Source organism: Pseudideonella sakaiensis (assembly GCF_048320135.1).
Lineage (GTDB): Bacteria > Pseudomonadota > Gammaproteobacteria > Burkholderiales > Burkholderiaceae_C > Ideonella_A > Ideonella_A sakaiensis_A.
Genome location: NZ_CP182947.1, coordinates 5583818 through 5607301 on the forward strand (window position 1 = coordinate 5583818; position 23484 = coordinate 5607301).

Annotated in this window: 18 protein-coding genes and 5 pseudogenes; 11 read left to right on the top strand and 12 right to left on the bottom strand. The window is 65.3% G+C overall.

Features of this window, described 5'->3' with window-relative positions:
* Positions 1–157: 157 nt before the first annotated feature.
* The 7 genes and pseudogenes from ACNH6H_RS25500 to ACNH6H_RS25530 all read right to left on the bottom strand — a co-directional run bounded on the left by ACNH6H_RS25500 (position 158) and on the right by ACNH6H_RS25530 (position 7950).
* Entirely contained in the window at positions 158–541 is a 384-nt protein-coding gene (locus ACNH6H_RS25500) for a hypothetical protein (protein ID WP_418321127.1), read from the bottom strand.
* A gap of 413 nt (positions 542–954) precedes the next feature.
* A complete protein-coding gene (locus ACNH6H_RS25505; RefSeq protein WP_418321129.1) occupies positions 955–1338 on the bottom strand; it encodes a hypothetical protein in 384 nt (127 codons plus the stop codon).
* A gap of 101 nt (positions 1339–1439) precedes the next feature.
* Positions 1440–1673, bottom strand: a pseudogene (locus tag ACNH6H_RS25510) (ribosome-binding factor A); the annotation flags it as partial.
* A 512-nt stretch (positions 1674–2185) separates the two neighbouring features.
* A pseudogene (infB, locus tag ACNH6H_RS25515) lies at positions 2186–5123 on the bottom strand (translation initiation factor IF-2); the annotation flags it as partial.
* A 78-nt stretch (positions 5124–5201) separates the two neighbouring features.
* Positions 5202–6663 (bottom strand): annotated as a pseudogene (gene nusA / locus ACNH6H_RS25520) (transcription termination factor NusA).
* 304 nt (positions 6664–6967) lie between these two features.
* A pseudogene (locus ACNH6H_RS25525) lies at positions 6968–7126 on the bottom strand (ribosome maturation factor RimP); the annotation flags it as partial.
* A gap of 419 nt (positions 7127–7545) precedes the next feature.
* Entirely contained in the window at positions 7546–7950 is a 405-nt protein-coding gene (locus tag ACNH6H_RS25530; protein ID WP_418321131.1) for an REP-associated tyrosine transposase, read from the bottom strand.
* Between the two features lie 386 nt (positions 7951–8336).
* On the opposite strand from ACNH6H_RS25530, the gene ACNH6H_RS25535 reads away from it, so the two are divergent.
* Together ACNH6H_RS25535 and ACNH6H_RS25540 are read left to right on the top strand one after the other, a co-directional pair.
* A complete protein-coding gene (locus tag ACNH6H_RS25535) occupies positions 8337–9035 on the top strand; it encodes an SDR family oxidoreductase (protein WP_418321133.1) in 699 nt (232 codons plus the stop codon).
* 41 nt (positions 9036–9076) lie between these two features.
* Positions 9077–9823, top strand: a pseudogene (locus ACNH6H_RS25540) (glucokinase); the annotation flags it as partial.
* Positions 9824–10126: 303 nt separating this feature from the next.
* Here the strand turns inward: ACNH6H_RS25540 and ACNH6H_RS25545 are convergent.
* Positions 10127–11083: an MBL fold metallo-hydrolase RNA specificity domain-containing protein gene (locus tag ACNH6H_RS25545; protein WP_418321135.1), complete on the bottom strand. Its 957-nt coding sequence runs from the start codon at positions 11081–11083 to the stop codon at positions 10127–10129.
* Between the two features lie 23 nt (positions 11084–11106).
* On the bottom strand, positions 11107–11415 hold the full coding sequence (locus tag ACNH6H_RS25550; protein WP_418321137.1) for an MBL fold metallo-hydrolase: 309 nt from the start codon (positions 11413–11415) through the stop codon (positions 11107–11109).
* A 407-nt stretch (positions 11416–11822) separates the two neighbouring features.
* Between ACNH6H_RS25550 and ACNH6H_RS25555 the strand changes: the two genes are divergently transcribed.
* The gene (locus tag ACNH6H_RS25555; RefSeq protein WP_418321139.1) at positions 11823–12326 is read left to right on the top strand and encodes a hypothetical protein; all 504 of its coding nucleotides are present in this window, start codon (positions 11823–11825) and stop codon (positions 12324–12326) included.
* A gap of 277 nt (positions 12327–12603) precedes the next feature.
* Here the strand turns inward: ACNH6H_RS25555 and ACNH6H_RS25560 are convergent, their stop codons facing one another.
* The 3 genes from ACNH6H_RS25560 to ACNH6H_RS25570 form a co-directional block, all read right to left on the bottom strand.
* Entirely contained in the window at positions 12604–12954 is a 351-nt protein-coding gene (locus ACNH6H_RS25560; protein ID WP_418321141.1) for a heparan-alpha-glucosaminide N-acetyltransferase domain-containing protein, read from the bottom strand.
* Entirely contained in the window at positions 12951–13313 is a 363-nt protein-coding gene (locus ACNH6H_RS25565) for a heparan-alpha-glucosaminide N-acetyltransferase domain-containing protein (protein ID WP_418321142.1), read from the bottom strand. Before ACNH6H_RS25565 ends, ACNH6H_RS25560 begins: the two co-directional genes overlap by 4 nt.
* A gap of 67 nt (positions 13314–13380) precedes the next feature.
* Entirely contained in the window at positions 13381–13680 is a 300-nt protein-coding gene (locus ACNH6H_RS25570) for a hypothetical protein (protein ID WP_418321144.1), read from the bottom strand.
* A 35-nt stretch (positions 13681–13715) separates the two neighbouring features.
* Between ACNH6H_RS25570 and ACNH6H_RS25575 the strand changes: the two genes are divergently transcribed.
* From ACNH6H_RS25575 to ACNH6H_RS25610, 8 genes are all read left to right on the top strand, one after another.
* Positions 13716–14015 (top strand): hypothetical protein, encoded by a 300-nt coding sequence (locus ACNH6H_RS25575; protein ID WP_418321145.1) that lies wholly within the window; start codon positions 13716–13718, stop codon positions 14013–14015.
* 143 nt (positions 14016–14158) lie between these two features.
* Positions 14159–14626, top strand: coding sequence for a hypothetical protein (locus ACNH6H_RS25580; protein WP_418321090.1), 468 nt, complete (start codon positions 14159–14161; stop codon positions 14624–14626).
* A gap of 261 nt (positions 14627–14887) precedes the next feature.
* Positions 14888–16228 carry an O-antigen ligase family protein gene (locus ACNH6H_RS25585; protein WP_418321489.1) on the top strand — a complete coding sequence of 447 codons (1341 nt, stop codon included), beginning with the start codon at positions 14888–14890 and terminating at the stop codon, positions 16226–16228.
* A 113-nt stretch (positions 16229–16341) separates the two neighbouring features.
* A complete protein-coding gene (locus tag ACNH6H_RS25590; protein ID WP_418321088.1) occupies positions 16342–17184 on the top strand; it encodes a polysaccharide biosynthesis/export family protein in 843 nt (280 codons plus the stop codon).
* A gap of 57 nt (positions 17185–17241) precedes the next feature.
* Positions 17242–19644: a polysaccharide biosynthesis tyrosine autokinase gene (locus tag ACNH6H_RS25595; protein ID WP_418321086.1), complete on the top strand. Its 2403-nt coding sequence runs from the start codon at positions 17242–17244 to the stop codon at positions 19642–19644.
* 7 nt (positions 19645–19651) lie between these two features.
* The gene (locus tag ACNH6H_RS25600; protein ID WP_418321084.1) at positions 19652–21481 is read left to right on the top strand and encodes a J domain-containing protein; all 1830 of its coding nucleotides are present in this window, start codon (positions 19652–19654) and stop codon (positions 21479–21481) included.
* Positions 21478–22674, top strand: a complete 1197-nt coding sequence (locus tag ACNH6H_RS25605; RefSeq protein WP_418321083.1) for a hypothetical protein — start codon at positions 21478–21480, stop codon at positions 22672–22674. The genes ACNH6H_RS25600 and ACNH6H_RS25605 overlap by 4 nt, the downstream gene beginning before the upstream one ends.
* Positions 22671–23477, top strand: coding sequence for a tyrosine-protein phosphatase (locus tag ACNH6H_RS25610; RefSeq protein WP_418321081.1), 807 nt, complete (start codon positions 22671–22673; stop codon positions 23475–23477). Before ACNH6H_RS25605 ends, ACNH6H_RS25610 begins: the two co-directional genes overlap by 4 nt.
* The last annotated feature ends 7 nt before the right edge of the window (positions 23478–23484 follow it).

Here is a 23484-nt window from a genome sequence, read left to right on the forward strand (position 1 = left end):
GGGCTTCGGGCCCGGTCTGCAGCTGCACCAGCCTGAATCGGGGCTCGACCTCCTACGGGCAGTCGCCGTTCCTATCCGCAGTAGCCTTGGCCGGCTCTGTGGGGACTCAGCCCCGATTTCTCCACAGCCACATCCAGCACCTTGATCGAGAAGATCGTCACCGCCCTCGCCTCGCGCTCGACCTCGATGCCGGCTCGGGCGTATTCGTGGACTTGCCGTCGCGTTTCAGCGCGGAATACATCGGCGGCAGTTGCTTGATCTGGCCGACAAACCGCCCGCACACCGCCTCGATATCGGCGGGCTGATCGGTCTGCCGTCGGGCGGTCCACCGGGCGGGTTTCCAGCACCTCGCCTTCGGCATCTGCCGTCGGCTCGTCGTCACGCCGAGGCGCAGCGTCGCGGTATAGCGCTTGTCGGCGTCGAGGCTCACCTGTGAAAACTTCGTCGCTGCGCCGAAGCGGGGCGGGCCCCGCGAGTGGGTCTCCAGAGTGCCGGTGTGACCGGCCTTTTCGGCGCGGAACAGGCGTTTGACCTTCTGCAACTCGTCCGTACTGGAGCGGGCAGGCGCTTGTCGAGCGGCGCGCGCCGTGGACGGGACGGCGGGGATGCGCGGGCGGGTGGGAGGCGGATTTCATCAGCGGCAAGGCGGGGCGCCGCTTGCCGCGGTGTGGTTGATTCTTCTATTGGGGAAGTGGCTTGAAGGCGCGATTCTCCCGGGAGGAAATAGCGGCTGAAGAGCCGCTCCTACAGGCCGAGGCAGCGTATACAGGGCGCTTCCTGGACTAAGTCCATGATGTTACGAGCGCCGTTGTCAACGTTCACGAGGCGAAGACCCATTTCTAGCGCCTGCTCGATATGGCCCATGCAGGGCAGGAGATCATCTTGGCAAAGGCTGGCAAACCCTACGCCAGGTTGGTGGTTCCCGCGCCCCGGCCCGAGACGGCAACCGGGCCGCTACGGGGAGGCTCGGCGACAGTTTTCGACGCGTTGCCAGATGAGGAGTTGCATGCCTGGGAGGAGTGAGTGAGCGAGCAAGTCGGCCAGTTGCGTCTCTTGCTCGATACGCACGCCCTGATCTGGTGGTGGAGCCCGAGCAGCCCCGCAACTGTCGGCCGCCGTGCGCAGCGCCCTGATGGACGAAGCGAACGAGATCTTTGTCAGCGCGGCCAGCGCCTGGGAAATTGCGAGACCCAGCAGCACCTGGCGGAAGTTCCTGGGGTGCCGGAGGCTGCCACGCGACTTGTCGAACTGCTCAATGCCAACGGCTTTACACCGCTTGCAATCGATCAACGACATGCCTTGCGAGCCGCTCCTGGCCAAATCGACGCCGTCATCCATTCGACCGGATGCTGGCTGCGCAAAGCGAGCTGCAAGGATTGACGCTGGTCAGCTGCGATGCGGCGCGCTATCGGCATTTGGTGCGGATGTTGTGGTGAGGTTCAGCCCTTCGCACAATTCTCAATCCTTCGCCTGCGTCGAATTCGCTGCTTGATCAGTTCGTTCAGCTCGGCGGCCCGCTCTGTCGTGCGGTCGAACAGGAAGTGCAGCGTCGGCGCGGTCTGGATCTGCAGGCGTTTGAAGAGGCCGTTGCGCAGGAAGCCTGCCGCCTCGTTGAGGCCGGTTTCGGACTCCTGCCGGCGGCCGCTGCGCACCGAGAAGAAGACCTTGGCGTGGTGCGGGGGTCACTGGACCCGCGTCGGATGGTCATTGGATAGGGTACTTTCAGCTGGCAGCGCCGGTAGCACTGATTTGGTCGGCGATGCGGAAGCTGCGGTTGGGGATGGCGCGTTTGTTTCGCATGGCGTTTTGCTCCTTTTGGCAGAGTCTTAGATGTATAAAGGCAAACCCCGCCAGCTTTTGGGGGTGGCGAGTTTTGGGGGTGCAGTTCGGTCAATCGGAAGCAGCAGATGCAGGGGCCTATGGTCGCATGGTCGGCCCCTGGCCCCTCTCCCGGTTGAGGGGGTGATGAGGCTGGGTGTGCGAACGGGCGGCTGCTCTGCGGGTGGCATGGCTGTGGGAGGGGCTTCAGCCAATTTTATCTATCCCAGAGCCTGAATCGGGGCTGAAGCCCCTCCACAAATGCAGCCCTCCCACAATGGCCGCCCCTTCCACGAGGGGTAGCCCATCCCAAAAATGCGCCGGCCTTACAGCGTCCGCGCCACTTATTTGACTTCGAAGAACTCAGTTGGTCGCCTTCCTTGATGTCGTTGTCCTTCAGCTTGATACCGCACTCGAAGCCGGCGGCCACTTCCCGGACGTCGTCTTTGATGCGGCGGACGGACTACGACTCGCCGGTGTAGACGACGACGTTTTCGCGCAGCAGGCGGAAGCGTGCACCGCGGCGGACGACGCCGGCGGTGAGACCATCGAGCCGGCGACCGTGCCGATCTTCGATGACGAAGACATGCGAGTCGGCAATTCCAGTGACTTCTCCTTCTGCTCCGGCGCCGGCGTGCCGGGTCTCATGACGTCGTCAGCTGGTCGACGGCATCATGATCACGTTGTAGTAACGCGGATCAACGCCATTGCCTTCGGCGAGCTTCAGGGCCTGCGCATCGGCGCGGACGTTGAAGCCGATCATGGCCTTCGACGCGATCGCGAGGTCATGTCGGTTCTCGCTGATGCCACCGACCGCAGCGTGCACCACCTGCACCTTGACCTCGGCGGTGCTGAGTTTCAGCAGGCTCTGGACCAGCGCCTCCTTGGAACGTGTGCACGGCGGCCTTGACGATCGGCGGCCTGCGCCTGGCCTTCAGCCGTCTCGAACATGTTCTCGAGCTTGGCGGCACGGCGCTTGTTCAGCGTCACTTCCGCATTGCCGCGCGGAAGGTCGCGATCTCGCGAGCGCGGCGCTCGTCGGCCAGCACGATGAACTCGTCACCGGCTTGCGGCACCTCCAACGCCCTGGATACTCGACCCGCAGTGACGGGCCGCCTCGTCGATCGGCTTGCCGTTCTCGTCGAGCATCGCCCGCACCCGGCCGAAGCTGGAGCCGGCCGGCGCGACGTGGCCGCGCTTCAGCGTACCGCTTTGCGCACGGTGGCGACCGGGCCACGGCCCTTGTCGAGCTTGGCTTCGATCACCAGGCCCTTGGCCGGAAACTGAGGCCCCCGGCGCCCTTCGGCTCCAGCACCTCGGCCTGCGGCGCGGCGCCGCCAGCAGGCTGTCGATGCCCTCGCTCTTCGCGGAGACCGGAACGAACGGCGAATCGCCACCGAATTCCTCCGGCACGACTTCCTCGGCCACCCAGCTCGCTCTTCAGGCGTTCCAGGTTGGCTTCGGCTTGTCGATCTTGTTCATCGCGACGACCAGCGGCACGCCGGCGGCCTTCGCGTGGCTGATCGCTTCCTTCGTCTGCGGCATCACGCCGTCGTGGGCGGCGTGACCACCAGGATCACGATGTCGGTCGCCTTCGCACCACGTGCCCGCATCGCGGTAAACGCCGCGTGACCGGGGGTGTCGAGGAAGGTGATCCGGCGTATCGACGTGGTAGGCGCCGATGTGCTGGGTGATGCCGCCCGCCTCGCCGGCGGCCGCTCAGTACCCGGCGGATCTGGTCGAGCAGCGAGGTCTTGCCATGGTCGACGTGGCCCATGACCGTGACGACCGGCGCACGCGGCAGCATCTCGTGATCGCCTTCGTCCTCGTTTTCCTCCTCGAGGAAGGCGTCCGGATCGTCGAGCTTGGCTCGGCCATCGCGGTGTGGCCCATCTCATCGACGACGATCATCGCCGTTTCCTGGTCGAGCTGCTGGTTGATCGTAACCATCTGGCCCACTTTCATCAGCTGCTTGATCACCTCGCTCGCCTTCACGCTCATCTTGTGCGCGAGGTGCCGGACACGCTGATCGTCTCCGGCAGGCGGTCACTTCCTGCGCCTGGAATTCGACCGGCGCGACGAAGGTCGACTGCGAGCTGTCGTTGCGGTCGCCGCGGCCGCGGCCCACGCGGCGCACGCCAGCCCGACGGCCACCGCCACAGGAATCGTTGCGCGTCTTCAGGCCACGGCGCTTGGCGGCGTCATCGGCCAGCTCGACGACAGCTTCTCGGACTTCCGCGACTTTCTTGTGGCCCGGCTTGCCGGCAGCAGGCACTGCACCCGGCGCACCGGCCGGCTTGTGGATCGTGCCCTTGATGCCTTCCTTGCCGGCTTCCGGCTTGGCAGGCTCTTCCTTCTTCGCGGTCAGCACGCGCTTTGGCGCGTTCATCATCGCGCGGATCGCGGCGGCTTCATCAGCGGCCTTCGTACTGGCGATTCTTTTCCTCGTCGACGACGTCGGCAGCCTTGATCACGCGCAACGGGCCCTTCGGCGCCTCCAGCGGGGTCGGCGCCGGCGTCGGCGCGGCAGTTCGGCGGCCACCCGGCTGGCTTCGCCCGGCTTCGCGGCGTCGCGCGCCGGCACCGGCTTCGGCTCTTCCTCATCGGCGGCCTTCGGCGCGGTTTTTGCGGCGCCGCGGTTGCGCGCGCTGGCATTCAGCGCAGCGGCCTCGGCTTCGGCGGCAGCGCGCGCCTCGGCCTTCGCTTTTGCGGAACGGGCGGCTTGGCGGCCGCTTCCTTCTTCCTCGCCGGCTTCGCCTTCGCGGTTTCCGCCGGCGGCAGCCGCGGCTGCGGCGTCGGCCTGCGCCTCTCGGCGGCCTCGCGCTCGGCGCCTCGGCGGCTCGCGCCTCGGCGCGGGCCGCTGACGTCGCCGCCTCTTGTCGCTGGCGGCCATTTCAGCCTCCTGCTGGCGCAGCGCCTCGGCCTGCTTCTCGGCCTCGGCTTCGCGGCGGGCGAATTCGGCTTCGGCGTCGGCAGCGTCCTCGACACCGCTCGGCACGTCATCGCGCTTGATGAAGGTGCGCTTCTTGCGGACTTCAACCTGGATCGTGCGGGCCTTGCCGGAGGCATCGGCCTGCTTGATCTCGCTGGTCGACTTGCGCGTCGCGGGGTGCTTCCGGCGCTCACCGCCGGCGGCAGTGCCGTGGCTGGTGCGCAGGTAGTCGAGCAGGCGCTCCTTGTCGACTTCGGTCAAGGCGTCGTCCGTCGACGCCTTGCCGACGCCAGCCTGCTGCAGCTGCTCCAGCAGTGCAGTGGCGGAGCGGTTCAAGCTCGGCGGCGAGTTGTGCGACGGTGGTCACGGCCATTGTGTACTTTGCTTGCTTCTGTCTGGTGCTCGGGGTCAAAGGCGGGCGCGGGCAGGTTGCTCGCGTTGGAATCGTCGATCAGGCGGTAAACCAGTGTTCGCGTGCCTTCATGATCAGCACCTTGCGCATCTCTTCGCTGATGCGTGTCATCTCGGTCAGCTCGTCGACCGCAAGGTCGGCGAGGTCGTCGCGAGTGTGGACGTTGCCGTCGGCCAGCTTGCCGATCAGCTCGGTGTCGAGGCCTTCGAAGTAGCGCAGGTCCTGCGAGACGTCATCGACCTTCTTCCTTGGCGATTTCCATCGTCAGCAGCGCATCCTTGGCACGGGTGCACAGCTCGTTGACGGTATCTTCGTCGAAACCCTCGATCTCGAGCATTTCCTGCATCGGCACGTAGGCCACTTCCTCGAGGCTCGAGAAGCTCGGCGATCAGGATGTCGGCCACCTCGGCGTCGACGTCGAGCTTGTCGACGAACATCGCGCGCACGGTCTCCGACTCGGCGGATTGTACCGGCGCACTTCCTCGGCGGTCATGATGTTGATGCGCCAGCCGGTGAGTTCACTCGCCAGGCGGACGTTCTGGCCGCCGCGGCCGATCGCGATCGCGAACTGCTGCGTCGAGGACGACGACGTCCATCACGTGGCGTTGATCGACGACGATCGACTGCACGTTGGCCGGCGCCAGCGCGCCGATCACGAACTGCGCGGTTGAGCCGACCACGATGTCGAACGCTCGCTCGCCGGCCAGCTCGTTGGTGACGGCATTGACGCGCGAGCCGCGCACGCCGACGCAGGTGCCGATCGGATCGACACGTTTGTCGTGCGAGACGACGGCGATCTTCGCGCGGCTGCCCCGGGTCACGGGCGCAGCTCTTGATCTCGAGCAGGCCCTTGCTCGATTTCCGCACTGCCTGTGCGAACAGTTCCATCATGAAGCCGGGAGCGCTGCGCGACAGCAGGATCTGCAGCGCAGCGTCGGCGACCTCGGCGATGTAGGCGCAGACAGCGCGGTCGCCGGAGCGCAGGTTTTCCTTCGGGATCATATTCGCTGCGGCGCAGCCGTTCGACACGGCCCTTCGACGATCACCTCGCCCTTGTCGAGGCGCTTGACGGTGCCGACGAAGATCTTCTCGCCGCGCGACAGGAAATCGGTCAGCAGCTGCTCGCGCTCGGCGTCGCGAATCTTCTGAAGGGTGGCGGCCTGGGCACCAATGCGGCCGATGGTTCACGAAAATGGACCCGGCTCCTGGACGTCGCCGACCTCGATGTCGGGAGGATGCTCCTCGGCGGCCTCGAAATACGGGTTTCGGAATCGGGCAGTTGCAGGCCGGCCTCGTTCGGCACCAGCGTCAGCGGCGGAAGGTCTCCAGTATTCGCCGGTTTCACGGTCGACGGTGACGCGGATGTCGACTTCGCCGCCATGCAGCTTCTTCAAGGCGGGAACTTGAGCGCGCCTCGACGGCGCCGAAGACAACCTGCAGCTGCCCACACTTTTTCGCGCGAAATCGCGTCCACCAGCATCGACAACTTTCGGCAATTCATTTGTACAGCTGCGACCTCCGTCAAGATGATCCCCGGCCACCGTCCGATGCCGTCTGCGAGGCTGCCTGCTCGGTAAAGCGGCGCCCCTGAATACCGGCACCGCCGGGCTTCGCGCACCTCGTCGAGGGTGAAATCGAGGGCGAGCTGGGGGGCCTCTTCTGGATTGTGGAGAGATTGCTTGTGGGAGGGGCTTCAGCCCCGATTCCACCTTCTTGCCCTTCACCGGCCCCTTGCCCTTCACATTCCCCTTCTTCGCCTCCGGCTGCTTCAGCACCCGCCGCCACCCCTCTCCGGCCCGCTGCAACAACCCCTGAAACTTTTTCCGCCCCTTGAACGGCAGCTTCAGCGTGATCGCGACGTTTTCGCCGGCAAAACGCGCGTAATCGGCCTCGCGCTTCAGCGGCGGTCGGGCCCACGTGAGCACCTCGAGCCGCTCGTAGGCAGCGCCCTCGACCTCGAGCACATGCTGCGACTGACGCGTGACCTTCTCGCAATCGTCGACGGTGCGATGAACTCACCGGCGCCGGTCTCGTAATCGTGCCCGGGCACCCAGTGGATGTCAACGCGCAGCAAGCCTCCGCCGCTCGGTATCGACAAGGTCGTACCCCAGGGCAGTCACGGTGCGTTCAACAGGCGTCCAACCAGTTCACGAAGTGCAGCGTCCTCTCGGCAATCGAGATCAAAATCGGTTCAGGCAAAAAAAATGGGCCGGAAGAATCCGCCATCCCAGCTTCTTGGGAAACCAGTATTGTAGCGCGGTGTCGGGGAGGCTCAGGCAAGATATTGCGTAGGAGGGGCGTCAGCCGCGATCCAACGTAGGAGCGGCTTTAGATGCATTCGAACGTAGGAGCGGCTTTCGCGCGATTCTGCGTCGGCCGCTCGTCAACCGCCACGATGTCGCCCACCTGCCACGCGCCCAGGAGGGAAACCGCCGATGTCGTCGGCCAAGACCCACTCGCCGGGATTGGCAATGACATAGCGCGCAATCGCCTGCAAATCCTCGTCCTCGCGAAGGGCGTGGTCGTGGTAGCCGGCCTGCCAGACCTTGCCTGTGCGCTTGACCGTCGTAATCTCCAGCGCCGAACGGCCTTTGGCCGCGCGCATCGCTTCGGACAGATGGAAAGCTTCGTCAGGCGACTCGTTGAGTTGTAGCAGCCAATGCCAGTGGTCGGGCATCACGACCCACGCCAGCGAGCGAACAGGCGCCCAGTTCCTCGTCAAGCCGGCGCATTTCGAGCACCACGATCCGGGCAACTCGCCAATCCGCAAGTATCGGCTTCCGGCCATCGGTAGTGTGGTCACCAGATAGGCCCTCCGATGTCAGCAGGGCGCCGGCCTCGTCGCAGCGCTGGTGGGGCATCGGCGGCTTTCCGGAGAGACATGGCAGCAATTCTCGACGCGATCTGTGTCCCTGTATCGCCTTCGGTGGGGGGACGACGATCGTCTTTCCGAGAATGGCGCTCTGCGTCGGCTGCTATCGCGGCTCAAGCCACTCCTCGTTGGATTGCGTCCGTGCGACACTTCGGTCTTCAGCGATTTGATTTCGGAGAATCTGAACATGGGCTTTCTCAGCGGCAAGCGGCTGCTGATCACGGGGGGGGTGTCAATCGCTCAATACGCATACGGGATTGCGCGGGCTTGTCACCGCGAAGGGGCGGAGCTGGCATTCAGTTATGTCGGCGAGAAGCTGCAAGGACCGGATCACCGGTCATGCCGAGGAATTCGATTCGAAACTGGTATTCGATTGCGATGTCGGCGACGACGCACAGATCGAGGCGCTGTTTGCAGATCTACGGCAAGAGCTGGCCGCGGTTCGACGGTTTTGTCCACGCGATCGGTTTTGCGCCGCGCTGCGTGAGGCGATCGCGCGGAGATGCTCCTCGACGGGTTGTCGGCGCGAGGCCTTCCGCATGCGCACGACATCTCGGCCTACAGTTTCCCGGCGATGGCAAGGCCACGCTGCGACATGCTGCACCGACACATGCTTGCTGAGTTATCTCGGTGCGGTGCGCAGCGTGCCGAACTACAACACGATGGGGCTGGCCAAGGCATGGCTCGAGGCGAGCGTGCGCTACCTCGCCAGCGCGGTCGGGCCGCGTGGCGTTCGCGTCAACGGCGTTTCGGCCGGCCCGATCAAGACATTGGCGGCATCCGGCATCAAGGGCTTCGGCAAGATGCTCGAGGCGGTGGCGCAGACTGCGCCGCTCGGACGCAACGTGACCATCGACGATGTGGGCAATGTCGCCGCCTTTTTGCTGTCGGACTTGGCCGCCGGCGTGACCTCCGAGATCACCTATGTCGACGGCGGTTTCAGCCACGCGATGGGCGGTGTGACGGCGGACAGCGGCAGCGCCGAGGGCAAGTCCGAATAGCGCGTCGGCGGTCGCGAGATCGCCGTTGAGAAGGAGCACACATGGCTGACGTCAAGCTGCTCGGCGACATCGGCGGCACCCGCGCGCGGTTTGCATTGCAGCGCGACGACGATCCGGCCTTCGAGTCCGAAGCTGTCTACGACTGCAAGGACTGTCCAGGCGCGCTCGAGATGGTCGAGCACTACCTGCGCGAGCGCACCGACGAGGCACCGCAATCGGCGGCGATCGGCATTGCGGCGCCAGTGCGCGGCGACTGGGTCGAGATGACGAACCTGAAATGGGTGTTCTCGATTGCCGCGATGAAGGCTTCAATGGGCCTGCAGCGGCTGCTCGCTCGACGAAGACGAACTGCGCCCGGTCGGGGATGGTGTCGCGGCGGCGGACGCGGCCTGGGGGCTGCTCGGCGCCGGCACGGGGCTCGGCGTCGGTGGCCTGCTGCCGTTCCTGGCGGCGGTTATGCCGCGATCGCCGGCGAAGGCGGCCATGCGACGCTGGCCGGTGGCGATTACTGGGAAAACTCGGTGCTTGCGGTGCTGCGCCGGGAATTCGGCCATGTATCCGCCGAACGCGCCCTCTCCGGGCCGGGCATCGTCAATCTGTACAAGGCCTGCGCTGAAGTTGCCGGCGAGCCGTTCGAATCGCTCAGCGGCCCGGCGATCAGCCAGCGCGCGAAGGACAAGGTCGATCCGCTGTCGTTGCAGGCGATCGGCCTGTTCTTCAAGCTGCTCGGCAGCGTCGCCGGCAATCTGGCGCTGACACTCGGCGCCCGCCGCGGCGTCTTCATCGGCGGTGGCCTGGCGTCCCGAACTCGGCGACATGATCGACAACTCCGAGTTTCGGTTGCGCTTTACCGCAAAGGGCCGCTACGAGGCCTATCTGGCGGAGATCCCGACCTACGTGATCGACGCCAGTCGCCGCCAGCGCTGCGCGGGGCGGCGCAGGCGTTGCGGCAGCCGGCGGAGCGGCTTTAGCCGCGATCCTGTTTACCAGCACCAGCCCGAAGCGGGGCTGAAGCCCCTGCCCGCGGGCGGGGCACGAAGTCATGTGCATGCCCGTGGGAGCGGCTTTAGCCGCGATTGGGTGGTGGGAGGTCACGGAATCACCACCTCCATCGCCGGATGGCGCTGCCGCAGCAGCCCGGCGAGTGTGTGCTTGGCGGCGTCGTCGCCGTGGACGATGCGGACCTGGCTTGGCGGGCTTCGCATGCGGCCGATGAAATTGAGCAGGTCTTTCTGGTCCGCATGTGCGGAATAGCCGCCGAGTGTGTGGATTGCGGCGCGGATCTGGAAACGCTGACCGTCGAGGTCGACATGGCCGCCGCGCGGGCCGTAAGTCTGGATCGCGCGGCCCGGCGTGCCGGCCGCCTGGTAGCCGCAGAACAACACGTCGTGGCGCGGATCGCCGAGCATCGCCTTCAGATAATTGACGATGCGCCCGCCGGCGCACATGCCGCTGGCGGCGATGACGATCGCCGGGCGGCCGCTGCGCGCCAGCCTGTCGACCATCTTCAGGTGTGCAGCATGGTCTGCAACCGTCGTCAATTGTTCGAAGGCCAGTGGATGCCGGCCCGAATCGACGCGCTTGCGCGCCTCGGCATCCCAGTGCGGCGCGAGATTGCGGTAGCCGCGCGTGAAATCGGCAGCGAGCGGGGAGTCGACGATGATGTCCAGCTCGCGCCAGGCCAGGCCTGCAGCAGCCGGCCGCGAGGCATTGCGGTGGATGATGTCCTCGAGCTCGTACAGCAGCTCCTGCGTGCGGCCGATGCTGAATGCCGGTACCAGCAGGCAGCCGCCATTCCCGAAGGCGTGTTCGCACAGCGCCTGCAAACGCTCGCGGCGGTTCTTGCGGCTCTCGTGGGTGCGGTCGCCGTAGGTGCTCTCGATCACGACGATGTCGGCAGCGAGCGGCGACTGCGGCGCCGGCAGCAGCGGCGTATACGGTGCGCCGAGGTCGCCGGAAAACACGACCCGGCGCTTGCTGCCGGCATGCTCTGCCTCGAACTCGACATAGGCCGAGCCGAGGATGTGGCCGGCAGGTTGCAGACGCACGCGCAGGCTTGGCGAGCCGGCGATCACCGTCTGCCGATTGCTTGTAGGGCAGCGGCACGATCTGCTGGCGCAGGTGGGCGATGAAGCGGGCAATCAAGGCCTTGTCGCGCGTTGAACCCGACCTCGATCGCATCCTCCAGCACCATCGGCAGCAGCAGCGCCGACGGCTCGCTGCAATAGATCGGCCCCTTGAATCCGGCCGCCAGCAGGTGCGGTACGCGGCCGACATGGTCGATGTGCACATGGGTGACGACCAGCGCCCTCACCTTGCCGAGCGGAAAGCCGACTTCGAGCTTGCCGGGGCCGGCGCCCGTCGGGCGAGGTTTCGGCACCCTGGAACAGGCCGCAATCGACCAGCACCGCCTGGCCATCGGGCAGCGCCAGCTGGTGGCAAGAGCCGGTGACGCCTCGCACCGCGCCATGGTGGGTGAATTCCAGCTGCATCGCCGTTCTCCGCGGTTCAACCTCACGGATGCTGCGCGAACCGCAGCCACGAAAACCGCCTGTTCGCGGGGGTGGCCGTCGCCCCAGGGTTTGTGCCGGTGGGAGCGGCTTTAGCTGCGATTGCGCGGTGTCAGCTCGCAGCCGCCGCACAGTTTCAGGCTCGCGCGTGCAGCAACCCACCGACCGTCGGCAGCCCTTCGTCCAATGGCGGGCTGCCCTGCTGCATGTCCTGCGTGGGCCAGGCGCTGCATCAACATCACCAGCGACATCGCCACGCGTACCGGCCGAGCTGCCCGTGGCGCCTGGCTACCTGGTGGCCGCCGAGCGCTTGCCGCACAGCAGTGAAAGCCTCGCCGAGATCGCCGTGGCGGTCGGCCGAGTGCGGCGGAGCGCCCAGCCGGGCCGGCGGCGGCGCGGCGTTCGGCAAACGAGCTCGATTCGCCGCCCGAGCTGCTCACGGCTGGCGCTGACGCCGGGCAGCTGTTGGCGCTGCGCTGGCGCGCCGGTCTCACCGCGAACCGATCGGCCGCTGTCCATCGGGCCGCCTTCGGTTTCGGCAAGGGTGCGGAAGACCGCGTGGATGAAGCGCAGGATGGCCTCCTCGAGCTGGGGGTCGGCCGGCGCGAGTCGGCTCGGCCGCAGCGGCCTCGTCGTCCCCACCTTCCAGCCTGCGCAGCGGATCATCGATATCGGGCGTTGCGGCATCGGCTTCGGTGCCGACCGTCGACTCGAAGACTGCGCGCACACCGTCGGCAAGTGCCTGGCGCTGCGCCTTTGCATCGCCCCGGCCATCGTCTGACGGCGCCCCGGGGGTGCTCTGCTCCGCCCGGACGACAGGCTCGACCGGCCGCACCGGTTGCTGGCGCGTCGGGCTCCGCGATGGCGGTACCGGCGTAAAGACGCCCTACGGCTGATGAAACGGCGTTGCTGAACATGCGACCTCCCGGCCTTCGAAGTGGAGCTGAGCGGGAAGACAGCCTCCCCGTTCACCGTCTTGTCGGCGTCTGAGCCCCCCGGCTCGAGCCTCGACGTGCAACAACTTGCAAAATTTTCCGACTGCGGCGAATTTGCGGCAATCAACCAGCGCAGACGACACAGCCTACAAAATGCCCGCCGCGCGAAGACCCGAACAAGCCGCCGATGAGCACCCTCGGCCGGTGCAACAGATAAAAGCTCAACGCATGTCGACCGAGCCAGGCCAGGGAATCAAATACAACCCGACCGCGCTGCGGCAGCGGGCCGCTCAGCCAATGTGGCCGATGTGCCAGCATCCAGTGGCCAGCGGCCACACCCCACCACATCACGCCCATCCACGGCAGCAGCGGGACAAAGTCCTCGGTGATCGGCTTGCGGGTAAACAAGCCGACCCAGACGGTCAGGCGGCTGTCAAAAAACGGATGTGAGACCAGCCACGGCAACGCAATCAATACGGCGCACACCGATCGCCAACCACCGTGCATGACGCGGGTTTCGACCGGCGAGCCGGCTGATGATCAACATCAGTGCGATGCCGTGCAGCACGCCGAAAGAGCATGAAGCTGCGCGGAAAAACCAGGTAGGAGCCGATGCTGACCAGCAGCGCGCCACCTGCTGATCTCCCACCAGCGCCGCCAGAAACGCCGCCACGGCTGCTTTTGCGCGGCGGCGACAGCCAGGCCCACCCCGGCACTGCCAAGAACAGCGACACGATCACGGCGCGCTGGCGTGTCCAGAACGGGTCGCGGTAGAAGTCTTCGTCGATCAACCCGAAATAATCGAGGTCGAAGCCGAAATGGAACAGCGCCATCCAGACCATCGCAAAGCCACGGATGGCATCGAGGCGGTCGAAGCGAAAGGATCGGGAGACATTGGAATCAGGCATTGCCGGCCATTGTCTGGCCACACTGTTGCAACGGCGCTGCACATTGAGAGGCGGCAGGCAGCGTCCGATGCAATCCCGCCGGAATTTTCTTGCACAAACTGTTGATCAGTTGGGTTAGTATCGCCAGCAGATCAATACCAACAGGAGTCCCAATGAAGAAATTACTGCTCGTCGCCATGCTCGCTGGTGTTTCGCTGGCAGCCCACGCAAAAGACGACGTCGTCGGGACCCTGAGCGGGGTCAAGGGCACCATCAGCGTGACCGGCAGCGGCTTTGTCAACAAGGCCGTCAACCGGCACGCCCCTGGTCAACGGCAGCAAGGTGCTGGTGTCGACCGACGGCCGCGTCACGGTCGAGTTCAAGGATGGCTGCAGCGTTCCGCTGTCGGGTGGCCAGCACATGGTTGTCGACACCAAGCTGAGCTGCGGTCAGCAGCAAGCTGCGGTTCAGCAGATGTTCAAGCCGTATCGCGTGGCGCAGCCGGGCGCACCGGTCGGTGGCGGCACGGGCGGTGGCGCGGGCGGTGGCCTCGGTGGGGGGGCCCTCACTGGCGCCGCGATCGTTGGTGGTTTGGCAGTCGGTTTTTCACTGATCGAGAACAACGACGAGGTCACGTCACCGCGCTGACACTGTCCCGCAGATGATCCGAAAGACAGCCGGCTCAGCCGGCTGTTCTTTGTCTGCTTGAAAATTTTCTGTTCAGCGAGACTTGCGGCGGCCGAAAACTCGTTTAATATCGCGCAGACGCTTCCCTCAACAAGGAGTCCACAATGAAAAAAGCAACGATGATTTCCGTCGCCGTGATGGCCGCAGGCCTCGCGCTGTCGGCCCAAGCCAAGGACCAGCAGCCGGTCGGCAAGCTGGGTGGCGTGCAAGGCAATATCAGCATTGGCGGTAACGGGTTTGTCTCGAAGGCGGGCGCCGGCACACCGGTGGTCGACGGCAACACCGTGCTGGTCTCGACGAATGGCCGCGCCAGTGTCGTCTTCAACAATGGTTGCACCGTCACCCTCGAGGGCGGCCAGCATTTCACGGTTGACTCGAAGCAGAGCTGTGCGGTGCTGCAGGCTTCGGCGAAGCAGATGTTCAGCCCCTACCGCGTTGCGCAGGTTGGCGGCGGTGGAGTGGGCGGTGGCGGGGCCGGTGCCGGCATTGGCACGGGCATCGCCATCACCGCCGGTATGGCGGCCGGCTTTGCACTGATCGAGAACAACGACGAAGTCACTTCGCCGCGTTGATCCTTGGTGCGTAAGAACTGACAGCTGGCGATGCCAGCTGTCGTTTTTTGTCGTCCTCGAGTTCTGGCCAACCGGCCTGGATTTTCACTGATCTCCTCGTGAACCACGCAGCGACACGCTTCCTTCAAATTGAGCAGCAGTAGCGGACGACACTCCACAGAAGCCAGCCGATTGCCAGATCGGCTGGTTTTTTTATTGGCGGCAGCCCTGCTGCTTCTTGCACCGATCGTCAGGGGTGGCAACCGGCAGGTTGCCTTGGTCGTGCTGTTGGCACTGGCACTCGCATTGCTGGCCATTCTGGTCGCGCAACGCAGTTTCCGCTGGCTTCCGATACCTGTCGGTGGCGAAACGCGTGCGAATTCAACGGGTGTTCGCAGTGGCGCGCAGCCATGGTGGTGGTGGGCGCTGATCGGTGTGGTTGCTGCGAGCCCGTTGTGGATCGCCGCAATCCAGTTGATTCCGGTCGATGTGCAGGCATGGGCCAGCTTGCCAGGCCGCAAGGCTTATCTCGACGCGCTGACCGCCGCTGGAGCGCCAGTGCCGCAGTCGTTGCCGCTGAGCCTGAATCCGCAGGCCACCTGGACGGCGATGTGGTCGGCCCTGCCGGTATCGGCGATGTTGCTGGCTGGCATCACGCTCGATCGCACCGCGATCGACCGCTTGCTGCTGCTGCTGTTTGCCGGCGCCATTGCGCAAGTCGTGCTGGCAGTGCTGCAGTTTGTCGGTGGCCCGCAGTCGATTTTCTATTTTGGTACCCAAGGTGCGGGCGGCGCCTTCGTCGGCACTTTCGCCAACCGCAACCACCTCGCCGACTTTCTGGCGATGCTGATTCCGCTGTGGTTCTATTTTCTGGTTCGCAGGCCGCCCCCATCGAGGAGCAGGCCGGATACCGGCTTGTTGCCTGCTGCGGTATTTCGTCCACTGTGGATGCTGCTCGGTTTTGCGTTCCTGGTGATCATCCTCAGCTCGCAGTCGCGCGGCGGCCTGTCGGCGGCGACCTTGGTGCTGGTCTTGTCGTTTTTTCTCTACGTGGCGGCGGCGCGCGAAAAGCTCAGCCGGGTGCAGATCGCCGGGATGGCCACATTGCTGGTCGTATTCGGCCTGATCGTCGCATTTTCGGTCGGGCTCGAAGGCATCAGCGGTCGCGTGCAGGCACCGGTCCTCGAAGGCGATGCGAATGTCCGAAATACTTACGCCTGGGCAACATTCGACGCGGCGAAGGCATTCTGGCCCTGGGGCACTGGCATCGGCAGTTTCGAATCGGTATTCCCGAGGTACCAGGATATTCGCTCGACCGGATATGTCTATCACGCACACAACGACTACCCGCAGTTGCTGATGGAACTCGGCTGGGCCGCACCGGTGGTCGCCGGGCTGGTGCTGGCGCTCGTGCTGCGCCAGCTGTGGCAATTGCGCCGGGCAAGAAAACGGCGCGGTGAGGTCGCCGGGCCGGTGCTGCTGCGTTTGCTGGCAGGCCTCGGCGTCCTGGCGATGCTGTTGCACAGCTGGGTCGAGTTCAACATGCACATCCCGGCGCTGGCGATGACGGCGGCGCTGCTGATGGGCATCTTCCTGCGCCCGACCGACCCACACGAGCGTTGACCCCGGCGCCGATGCCCACTGTAGGGCTGTAACGGACCGACCCTCGCCAGCCCTCTACAATCGACCGCCCTGGCAGCAATTTGCCGGAATGCCCGTGGGACGAAGGAAAGCGCATGAACCGTAGTCGACAATTTTTCCAATCCTTGTCCAGCAGCTCGAAGATAGTCACCGTCGCCACGCTGCTGCTGGGCCTCGGCCTCGGCAATGCCTGGGCGCAAGCGGACGCCGCCAAGGCCCGCACCTCGCCGGTCGATACCCGCATCGTGCCGGAATTCACGCCGCTCAATCAAAGCGGCGCCGCATCGCCCGGCATCAAGTCGACGCCGGGCGGCATCGATGCCAACGACGGCAACCTGCCGGTGCCGAGCACGATCGGCGACGACTACAAGATCGCGCCGAACGACCTGCTCGAGGTCGAGGTTTTCAACGTCAAGGAATTGAAGCGCACGGTGCGCGTCAATTCATCCGGGTATGTCGCGCTGCCGCTGATCGGCCAGCTCCAGCTCGGTGGCTATACCGCGTCGGACGCCGAGGCGCTGGTTGCTCTCGCCTATGGCAAGAAGTATTTGCAGGACCCGCAGGTCTCGATCTTCATCAAGGAATTCACGACCCAGCGGATCACGCTCGACGGTGCGTTGACCAAGCCGGGCATCTACCCGATCAACGGCCAGATCACCTTGTTGCGCGCGCTGGCGCTCGCCGGCGGCAGCGCGCCGATGGCCGACATGGAAAACGTGATGCTGTTCCGGCTGACGCCGGATGGCCAGACGCTCTCCGAAAAATACGACGTCGAGAAGATCCGCAAGGGCGAAGCAAAGGATCCGTTGCTGCAGGGCGACGATGTCGTCGTCGTCAACCGCGACAGCCGCCGCACCGCGCTGCGCGATTCACTGTTCCGCGACATCATCGACACGCTGAACCCGTTCTCGGCGAGCGTCAATCAGATGGGCCGCTGAACCGCGCGCGTCCGGGCTGGCACCAGTTACCAAAAATAGAGCAGGCACACCGATTCGATGGCACAAGACCTTCCGCCCAACCGGCCCGATCTTCAGCTTGCCCATGGTGGCGGCAACCCGCCGTCGCAGGCATTGGCATTGCGCGGCAACCAGGGGATGCTCGACCGATGGGATGCCCGCGAGCAGCAGGCCGACCAGGAGGACAACGTCCTCGACCTGCGCGACATCTGGCGGCTGATCGTCAAGCACAAATGGATGCTGATTTCGGTGGCAATCGTCGGCCTGCTGGCCGCGTTGCTGGTCAGTTTTGTCCGCACGCCGCTGTATCTCGCGACGACGACGCTGCAGGTTGACAAGCGGGCGCCGCGAGTGGTCCAGTTCGGCCAGAACGATCAGAGCGCGGTGCAGGAAGTCGACGACCGCACCGGCATGGGCACCCAGCTCGAGCTGCTGAAAAGCCGTGTGCTCGCCGAGAGGGTGATCGATGAACTGCGGCTCGATCGGCAGGGCTTGCCGATGCCGGTATCGCTGGCGACCCGGGAGCGCAACGAACGCGATCGCCTTGGCGAAAGCGCAGCCGACGAGGACATCGGCTGGCAGGCGATGGTGCAGAACCTGTTCGACAAGATCGGCGACAGTTACCACAAGCTGCGCGAGCCGGCCGTCAGCACCGCTGAGCAGTTCAGCCGCGAGGCGGTGGTCAAGTCGTTCCAGGAGACAGTGAAGATCGAGCAGATCCGCAACTCGTCAGTGATCAAGGTGCAGGTCGAAAATGCCAGCCCGCAACTCGCCGCGCGGATCGCCAATTCAATGGCGCAGGCCTTCATCGCGCTGAATCTCGAGCGGCGGCTCGAATCGTCGTCGTATGCGAAATCGTTCCTCGAAACCCAGCTTGGCCTGACCAAGGCGCGGCTCGAGGAATCCGAGCGCAAGCTGCAGGCCTATGCACGTGAACGAAATATCCTGACGCTCGACGAAAAAACCAGCGTCGTCAACCAGACCTTCGTCGAATTCTCGACCGCGCTGAGCAAGGCCGAGCAGGACCGCATCAAGGCCGATTCGGAATACCAGGCGGTCCGCAGCAACCCGGATACTGCGCGCCAGGTGCTCGAAAGCCGCACGATCCAGGCCTACAAGGAGCAGCGCGCCAAACTCGATGCCGAATACCAGGAAAACGCCAAGATCTACAAGGCGGAATTTCCGAAGATGAAGCAGCTGAAGGCGCAGATCGACGATCTGGACGCGAAGATCCAGGGCGAAGTGCAGAATATTCTCGCGTCGGTGAAAAATGCGCTCGATACCGCGGTGCGTCAGGAGGAACTGATCCGCACCCGGCTGCGCGAAACCCGCCAGGAAATCGTCGCCGGCCAGGAGCGCAGCGTCGATTTCAACCTGCTGAAACGCGAGGTCGATACCAACCGCGAGCTCTACAACGGGCTGCTGCAGCAGGTGAAGGAAGTCGGCGTCGCCGGCGGCGTCGAGACCAACAACATCCAGGTCGTCGACAAGGCGCAGGTGCCGCTGTTCCCGTACAAGCCGCGGATTGCACTGAATGCGGCGATCGGCCTGCTGGCCGGACTGGTGCTCGGGCTCGGGCTGGTATTCCTGATGGAATCCTTCGACGATTCGATCAAGTTTGCCGACGAGGTCGAACGCATCCTCGGCGTGCCGCTGCTGGGCGTGATCCCGAAGGTCAAGAACCAGCGCGAGCTGACCAGTCTCGCACTGCTGACCTTCACCGACGCTCGCGGGCACATGGCCGAGGCCTACCGCTCGGTGCGAACCGCGTTGCAGTTCTCGACCTCCGAAGGTGCACCGCGGCGCCTGGTCGTGACCAGCACGACGAAAGCCGAAGGCAAGTCGACGACCTCGCTCGCGCTGGCGATCAATTTCGCGCAGCTGGGCGGCAAGGTCGCGCTGATCGACGCCGACATGCGCAATCCGACGATCCACCGCTCGCTGGGCATCGGCAATTCGCAAGGCTTGTCGAATTATTTGTCGGGCCACCATCCGGAAGGCGAACTGCTGCGCCCGACCGAGATTGCGAACCTGTTCGTGATGACCGCCGGGCCGATTCCGCCGAGCCCGGTCGACTTGTTGACAGGCCCGAAACTCGGCGAGCTGATGGAACATCTCGAAGCCAAGGGCGTCGAATACATCATCTTCGACGGCCCGCCGGTGCTCGGCCTGGCCGATGCGATCGTGCTCGGCAACCAGGTCAATTCGGTGCTGTACGTCGCGCAGGCAAGCCAGACCCGCAAGAGCCACATCAAGGACGCGTTCAGGCGCCTGCGGATGGCCGGCATCGTGCCGCGCGGCGTCGTGCTGACGAAGACGACGGCGCAAAATACCGCCTACTACACCTACGACAACTACTACGGTTACGGTCAGGAAAACGAGCCCGAGAAGACGCCGTTCATGCCGACCCAACCGCCGTTGCCGTTGAAGCAGCAGGCATGATCCGGACGTGTCGATCGAGGTAAGTTCGCAAAAGCTGGCCGAAATCCTGCTGGATTTCGGGCTGGCTCCGGGCAACTTTCCGGTCCGCCTCGGTGAGCCGCGGGAACTGTATGCGCAGCTCAATACCGTGGCGCTGTGGGCGCTCGGACGCATTCCGGACGATGTCGACGCCGATGCGAACGAACTGACCGAGGCGGCCCGGCTGTTTGTGCGCCGCGCCTGTTTCGCACCCGACAACACGCATTACCAGGTGATGGCGCTGACGCCGAAGGCGTTTGCGCCCGAGGAACTGCGCACCCGTTACCGCTCGTTGATCCGGCTGACTCACCCGGACCGCGGCGTGCCCGGCCTGCCAGCCAATGCCGCCGGCATCGTCAATCGGGCGCACGAGATCCTCAGCGACCCGACCTTGCGCGACCAGTACGACGATCAGCTCGCCGAACGATCGGTGGTGGCACAGGGCGCCAGGCACGAGCGCGACGACGGCCAGCGGGTTCGCCGCATCGAGTTGAACCATGGCCTGGCCGATCGCTGGCATTCATTGCGCGCACGTTATCCAAAAGTATTTGGCGTGGTGCTGTCGATCGGCGGCGTCTCGGCCGCAGCGGTCGGACTGCTGATGTGGGCCGCGCACGATGCCCAGGAAGGCCGCATGCTGGTGATTGCCGGTACCGAGCCGGAAGCCCGGGCCAGTGCCGAGCGTCGCGGTGATGAAGCGTCTTCGAAGCGAACCGCCACGGCGCTGGCTGAACGGCCGGTCAACGAACGTTTGCGGGCCCCCGAGGTGCGGGCCGACGGCACGACGGCGCCTATTGCAACGAATGCGAATCAGACGGGCGGTCGCCTGACGTCGTCGCCGTCAATCGAACCGTCGACCGAACGCATCGCGCCAGGTCCGGTGACCCCTCCCGCCGCGCCGGCAGCGCCTGCCGTTCAATCAAAGACCGCGGTGGCGAGCAACACGGAAGCGCCCCGCCAACAGAACGAGCGGTCGCCGCAGACTGCCGCCAGCAGCAACGAGCCTGCACGCCAACCGGCTGTGGCATCGAAGCCTGCACCAGCGCCGCTCGAACCGGCGGCCGTGGCTCGTGCACCGGCGCCGCCGCCCGCACCAGCACCGTCGCTGCCGAGCGGCATGATCAGGACCGAGCAGCTGTCTGCGCCCGCGCCGACGTCGACCTTGGCAGCTGCACCACCACCTGCGCCAGCCCCGGCACCGGCTCCGGCCCCCGCTCCTACCCCTGCGCCGGCACCGCAGCCTGCTGTTCCGGCGCCGCGCGTAGTCGAGGCCCCAGCGCCGCAGCCCGCGCCCGCCGCTGCACCAACCCCAGCACCGGCGCCGGCGCCTGTCGAGCAGCGTGTTGCCGCCGCGCCGCAGGTGGCGCCCGCCCCCTACCCCCCGCGGCCAGCGCCAGCGCCTCAGATCGCCGTCGCCGAATCCCCGCCCCCGGCCCAGCCGGCCGTTGTGCAGACGGCCAAGACATGGGATGTCGATGCGGTAAAGGCAAAACACTACCTGATCGAATTGCTGTCGAAATTGTCGAATCCGGCGGCAACCAAGTCGACCAATGCCTACCTGGCCGGGCAGAACGTCACCGGTTCGCTGTTCCGGCCGGCGATGGCGCTGCAGGACCGTTACCCTGAGATCAGCGTCGAGAGCATGCGCTGGACCGACAGCGAGCAGCCCGGCATTCTGCGGGTGCGCGGTGAAATCGTGCTGCTCGCGCGCAGCCCGCAGCAGGCCGGGCGCAGCATCAGCTACGGCCTGACGGCCGAGTTCTGGGGCACGAAATCCGGCACCGTGCTCGCCAATCTGAACATGAAGGAGCGCGAATGATCGCCAGACGCCTGGCATTTGTCGTCTGGGTTTCGGCGTGGCTGCTGCTGGCGGCGCTGATCTGGGCCTTTGCGGTGCCGCAGCAGCTGGCGCGCGCCTGCTGGCTGGCCGAATGGCCGTTCGAAGAGGGTTGCACCGAATGGCCGACCGGCCGGCAGGTGAAGGCCGAGCCGGAGGTCTACCTCGAGCATGTGCGGCGCAATATCGGCGACAGCCATGCCTATGGCGCGCTGACACGGGCCTGGTTCGAACGCCAGGATCCGCGTGCGCTGCAACTGCTGCCGGCAGCGAAGGAACTGGCGCCGTACAACCCGAGCCTGCTTGTCGTCCAGGCCACCGCCGGGCTGAACAGCGGCGACTGGGAGACCGCGGCAGTCGCGCTGGTGCCGATGCTCGAACGCGGTTATGGTCAGGCGATGAAGGCAGTCACCGCAATGATGACGACACCGCAGGCTCAGCCGGCGCTGATGGCGCAGCTGAATGCCGACTCGCGCTGGCTCGACTGGGCGCTGGCCAGCCTCGATCCAAAGGTTCCGACCGGTCTGGTCCAAGGCTTTTTCACCGAAGGCAGCCGCCTCGGCGTCGTGCGCCCGGAAACCACGCTGGCGATGATCGACCGCCTGCAAGCCGAGGGCAACTGGCTCGATGCCTATACCTTGTGGGTCAGCCTGCAGAAAAAGGTCGACGAGGGTTTGTTCAACGCGGGTTTCGACCGCCAATCGACGCAACGCGGTTTCGACTGGCGCTGGCCGCAGCCGGCGACCGGTGTCGAAGGCATCAATGTCTACCAGACGTCGGCAGCGCCAAACCCCGGGCTGATGCTCGAGGTCGAGCTGACCGGCCGCGGCGCCCTGCCCCAGCCGATGGTCTCGCAGCCGATGCTGCTGCTCGACGACCGCTACACGCTGAGCGGCAACTACATGAGCGACCGCATGCGCACCCGTGAGGGCCTGGTCTGGGCGCTGCGCTGCGCCGGAGGAGGCGATCGTTTTGCGCAGTCGCAACCGATGAAGGATACGCAGCGCAAATGGACGCATTTCGAGGTCGACGTGCGCATACCGCCACAATGCGGCAGCGCAGTGCGTTTGCAGCTGGAAAGCGCAGCCGCCTGGGAAGCCGGCGCCGGCATGACCGGCGTGATGTTTTTTGATGAATTCGAATTGAAGCCGGTCTCGGCCGCACGGAAGCCATGATCGACCTGCATTCCCACATCCTGCCCGGCATCGACGATGGTGCGAAGACACTCGAGATGTCGCTCGAGATGGCGCGCATTGCGGTGCGCGACGGCACCACCGTGATGGCCTGCACGCCGCACATCTACCCCGGCCTGTACATGAACGACAGCGCCGGCATCCATGCCGAGCGCGACAAGCTGCAGCGCGCGCTCGATACCTACGGCATCCCGCTGAAGCTGGTGGTCGGGGCCGATGCCCACCTGGTGCCCGAACTGCTCGATGGCTTGAAATCCGGCCGCGTGCCGACACTGAACGGATCGCGCTATTTCCTGCTCGAGCCGTCGCATCACGTACCGCCGCCGAATTTCGAATCGTCGGTCTTCAACATCATGGCCGAGGGTTATCAGCCGGTGCTGACGCATCCGGAGCGGCTGGTCTGGATCGAGCACAACTACCAGACCTTCGTCACGCTGGCCAAGCGCGGCGTCTGGATGCAGCTGACGGCCGCGGCGATCCTCGGCAAGTTCGGCAAGCGCGCGCGTTACTGGAGCGAGCGCATGCTCGACGAGGGCCTGGTCCACCTGATCGCCAGCGATGCACACACGGTCAACATGCGCAATCCGCAGATGGCCGAAGCGGTCGACCGTGCGGCGGCGTCGGTCGGCAAGGAAGAGGCGCTGCGGATGGTCTACGAGCGACCGCAGGCCATCCTCGACGATGTTGCGCCTGAACTGGTGGCACCAGCGCTCGGTTTGCTGCCGGAGCAGCCGGTGCGCGCATCGGCCGCGAAACCCTGGTACAAGCGGCTGCTGAGCATCTGAGATCGGT

Coding starts and splice junctions, on each gene's coding strand:
- ACNH6H_RS25505 (WP_418321129.1), bottom strand. CDS start 1,338: ATGGATGACGGCGTCGATTTGGCCAGGAGCGGCTCGCAAGGCATGTCG.
- ACNH6H_RS25530 (WP_418321131.1), bottom strand. CDS start 7,950: ATGGCCGGAAGCCGATACTTGCGGATTGGCGAGTTGCCCGGATCGTGG.
- ACNH6H_RS25535 (WP_418321133.1), top strand. CDS start 8,337: ATGTCGGCGAGAAGCTGCAAGGACCGGATCACCGGTCATGCCGAGGAA.
- ACNH6H_RS25565 (WP_418321142.1), bottom strand. CDS start 13,313: ATGGCGCTGTTCCATTTCGGCTTCGACCTCGATTATTTCGGGTTGATC.
- ACNH6H_RS25580 (WP_418321090.1), top strand. CDS start 14,159: ATGAAAAAAGCAACGATGATTTCCGTCGCCGTGATGGCCGCAGGCCTC.
- ACNH6H_RS25590 (WP_418321088.1), top strand. CDS start 16,342: ATGAACCGTAGTCGACAATTTTTCCAATCCTTGTCCAGCAGCTCGAAG.
- ACNH6H_RS25595 (WP_418321086.1), top strand. CDS start 17,242: ATGGCACAAGACCTTCCGCCCAACCGGCCCGATCTTCAGCTTGCCCAT.
- ACNH6H_RS25605 (WP_418321083.1), top strand. CDS start 21,478: ATGATCGCCAGACGCCTGGCATTTGTCGTCTGGGTTTCGGCGTGGCTG.
- ACNH6H_RS25610 (WP_418321081.1), top strand. CDS start 22,671: ATGATCGACCTGCATTCCCACATCCTGCCCGGCATCGACGATGGTGCG.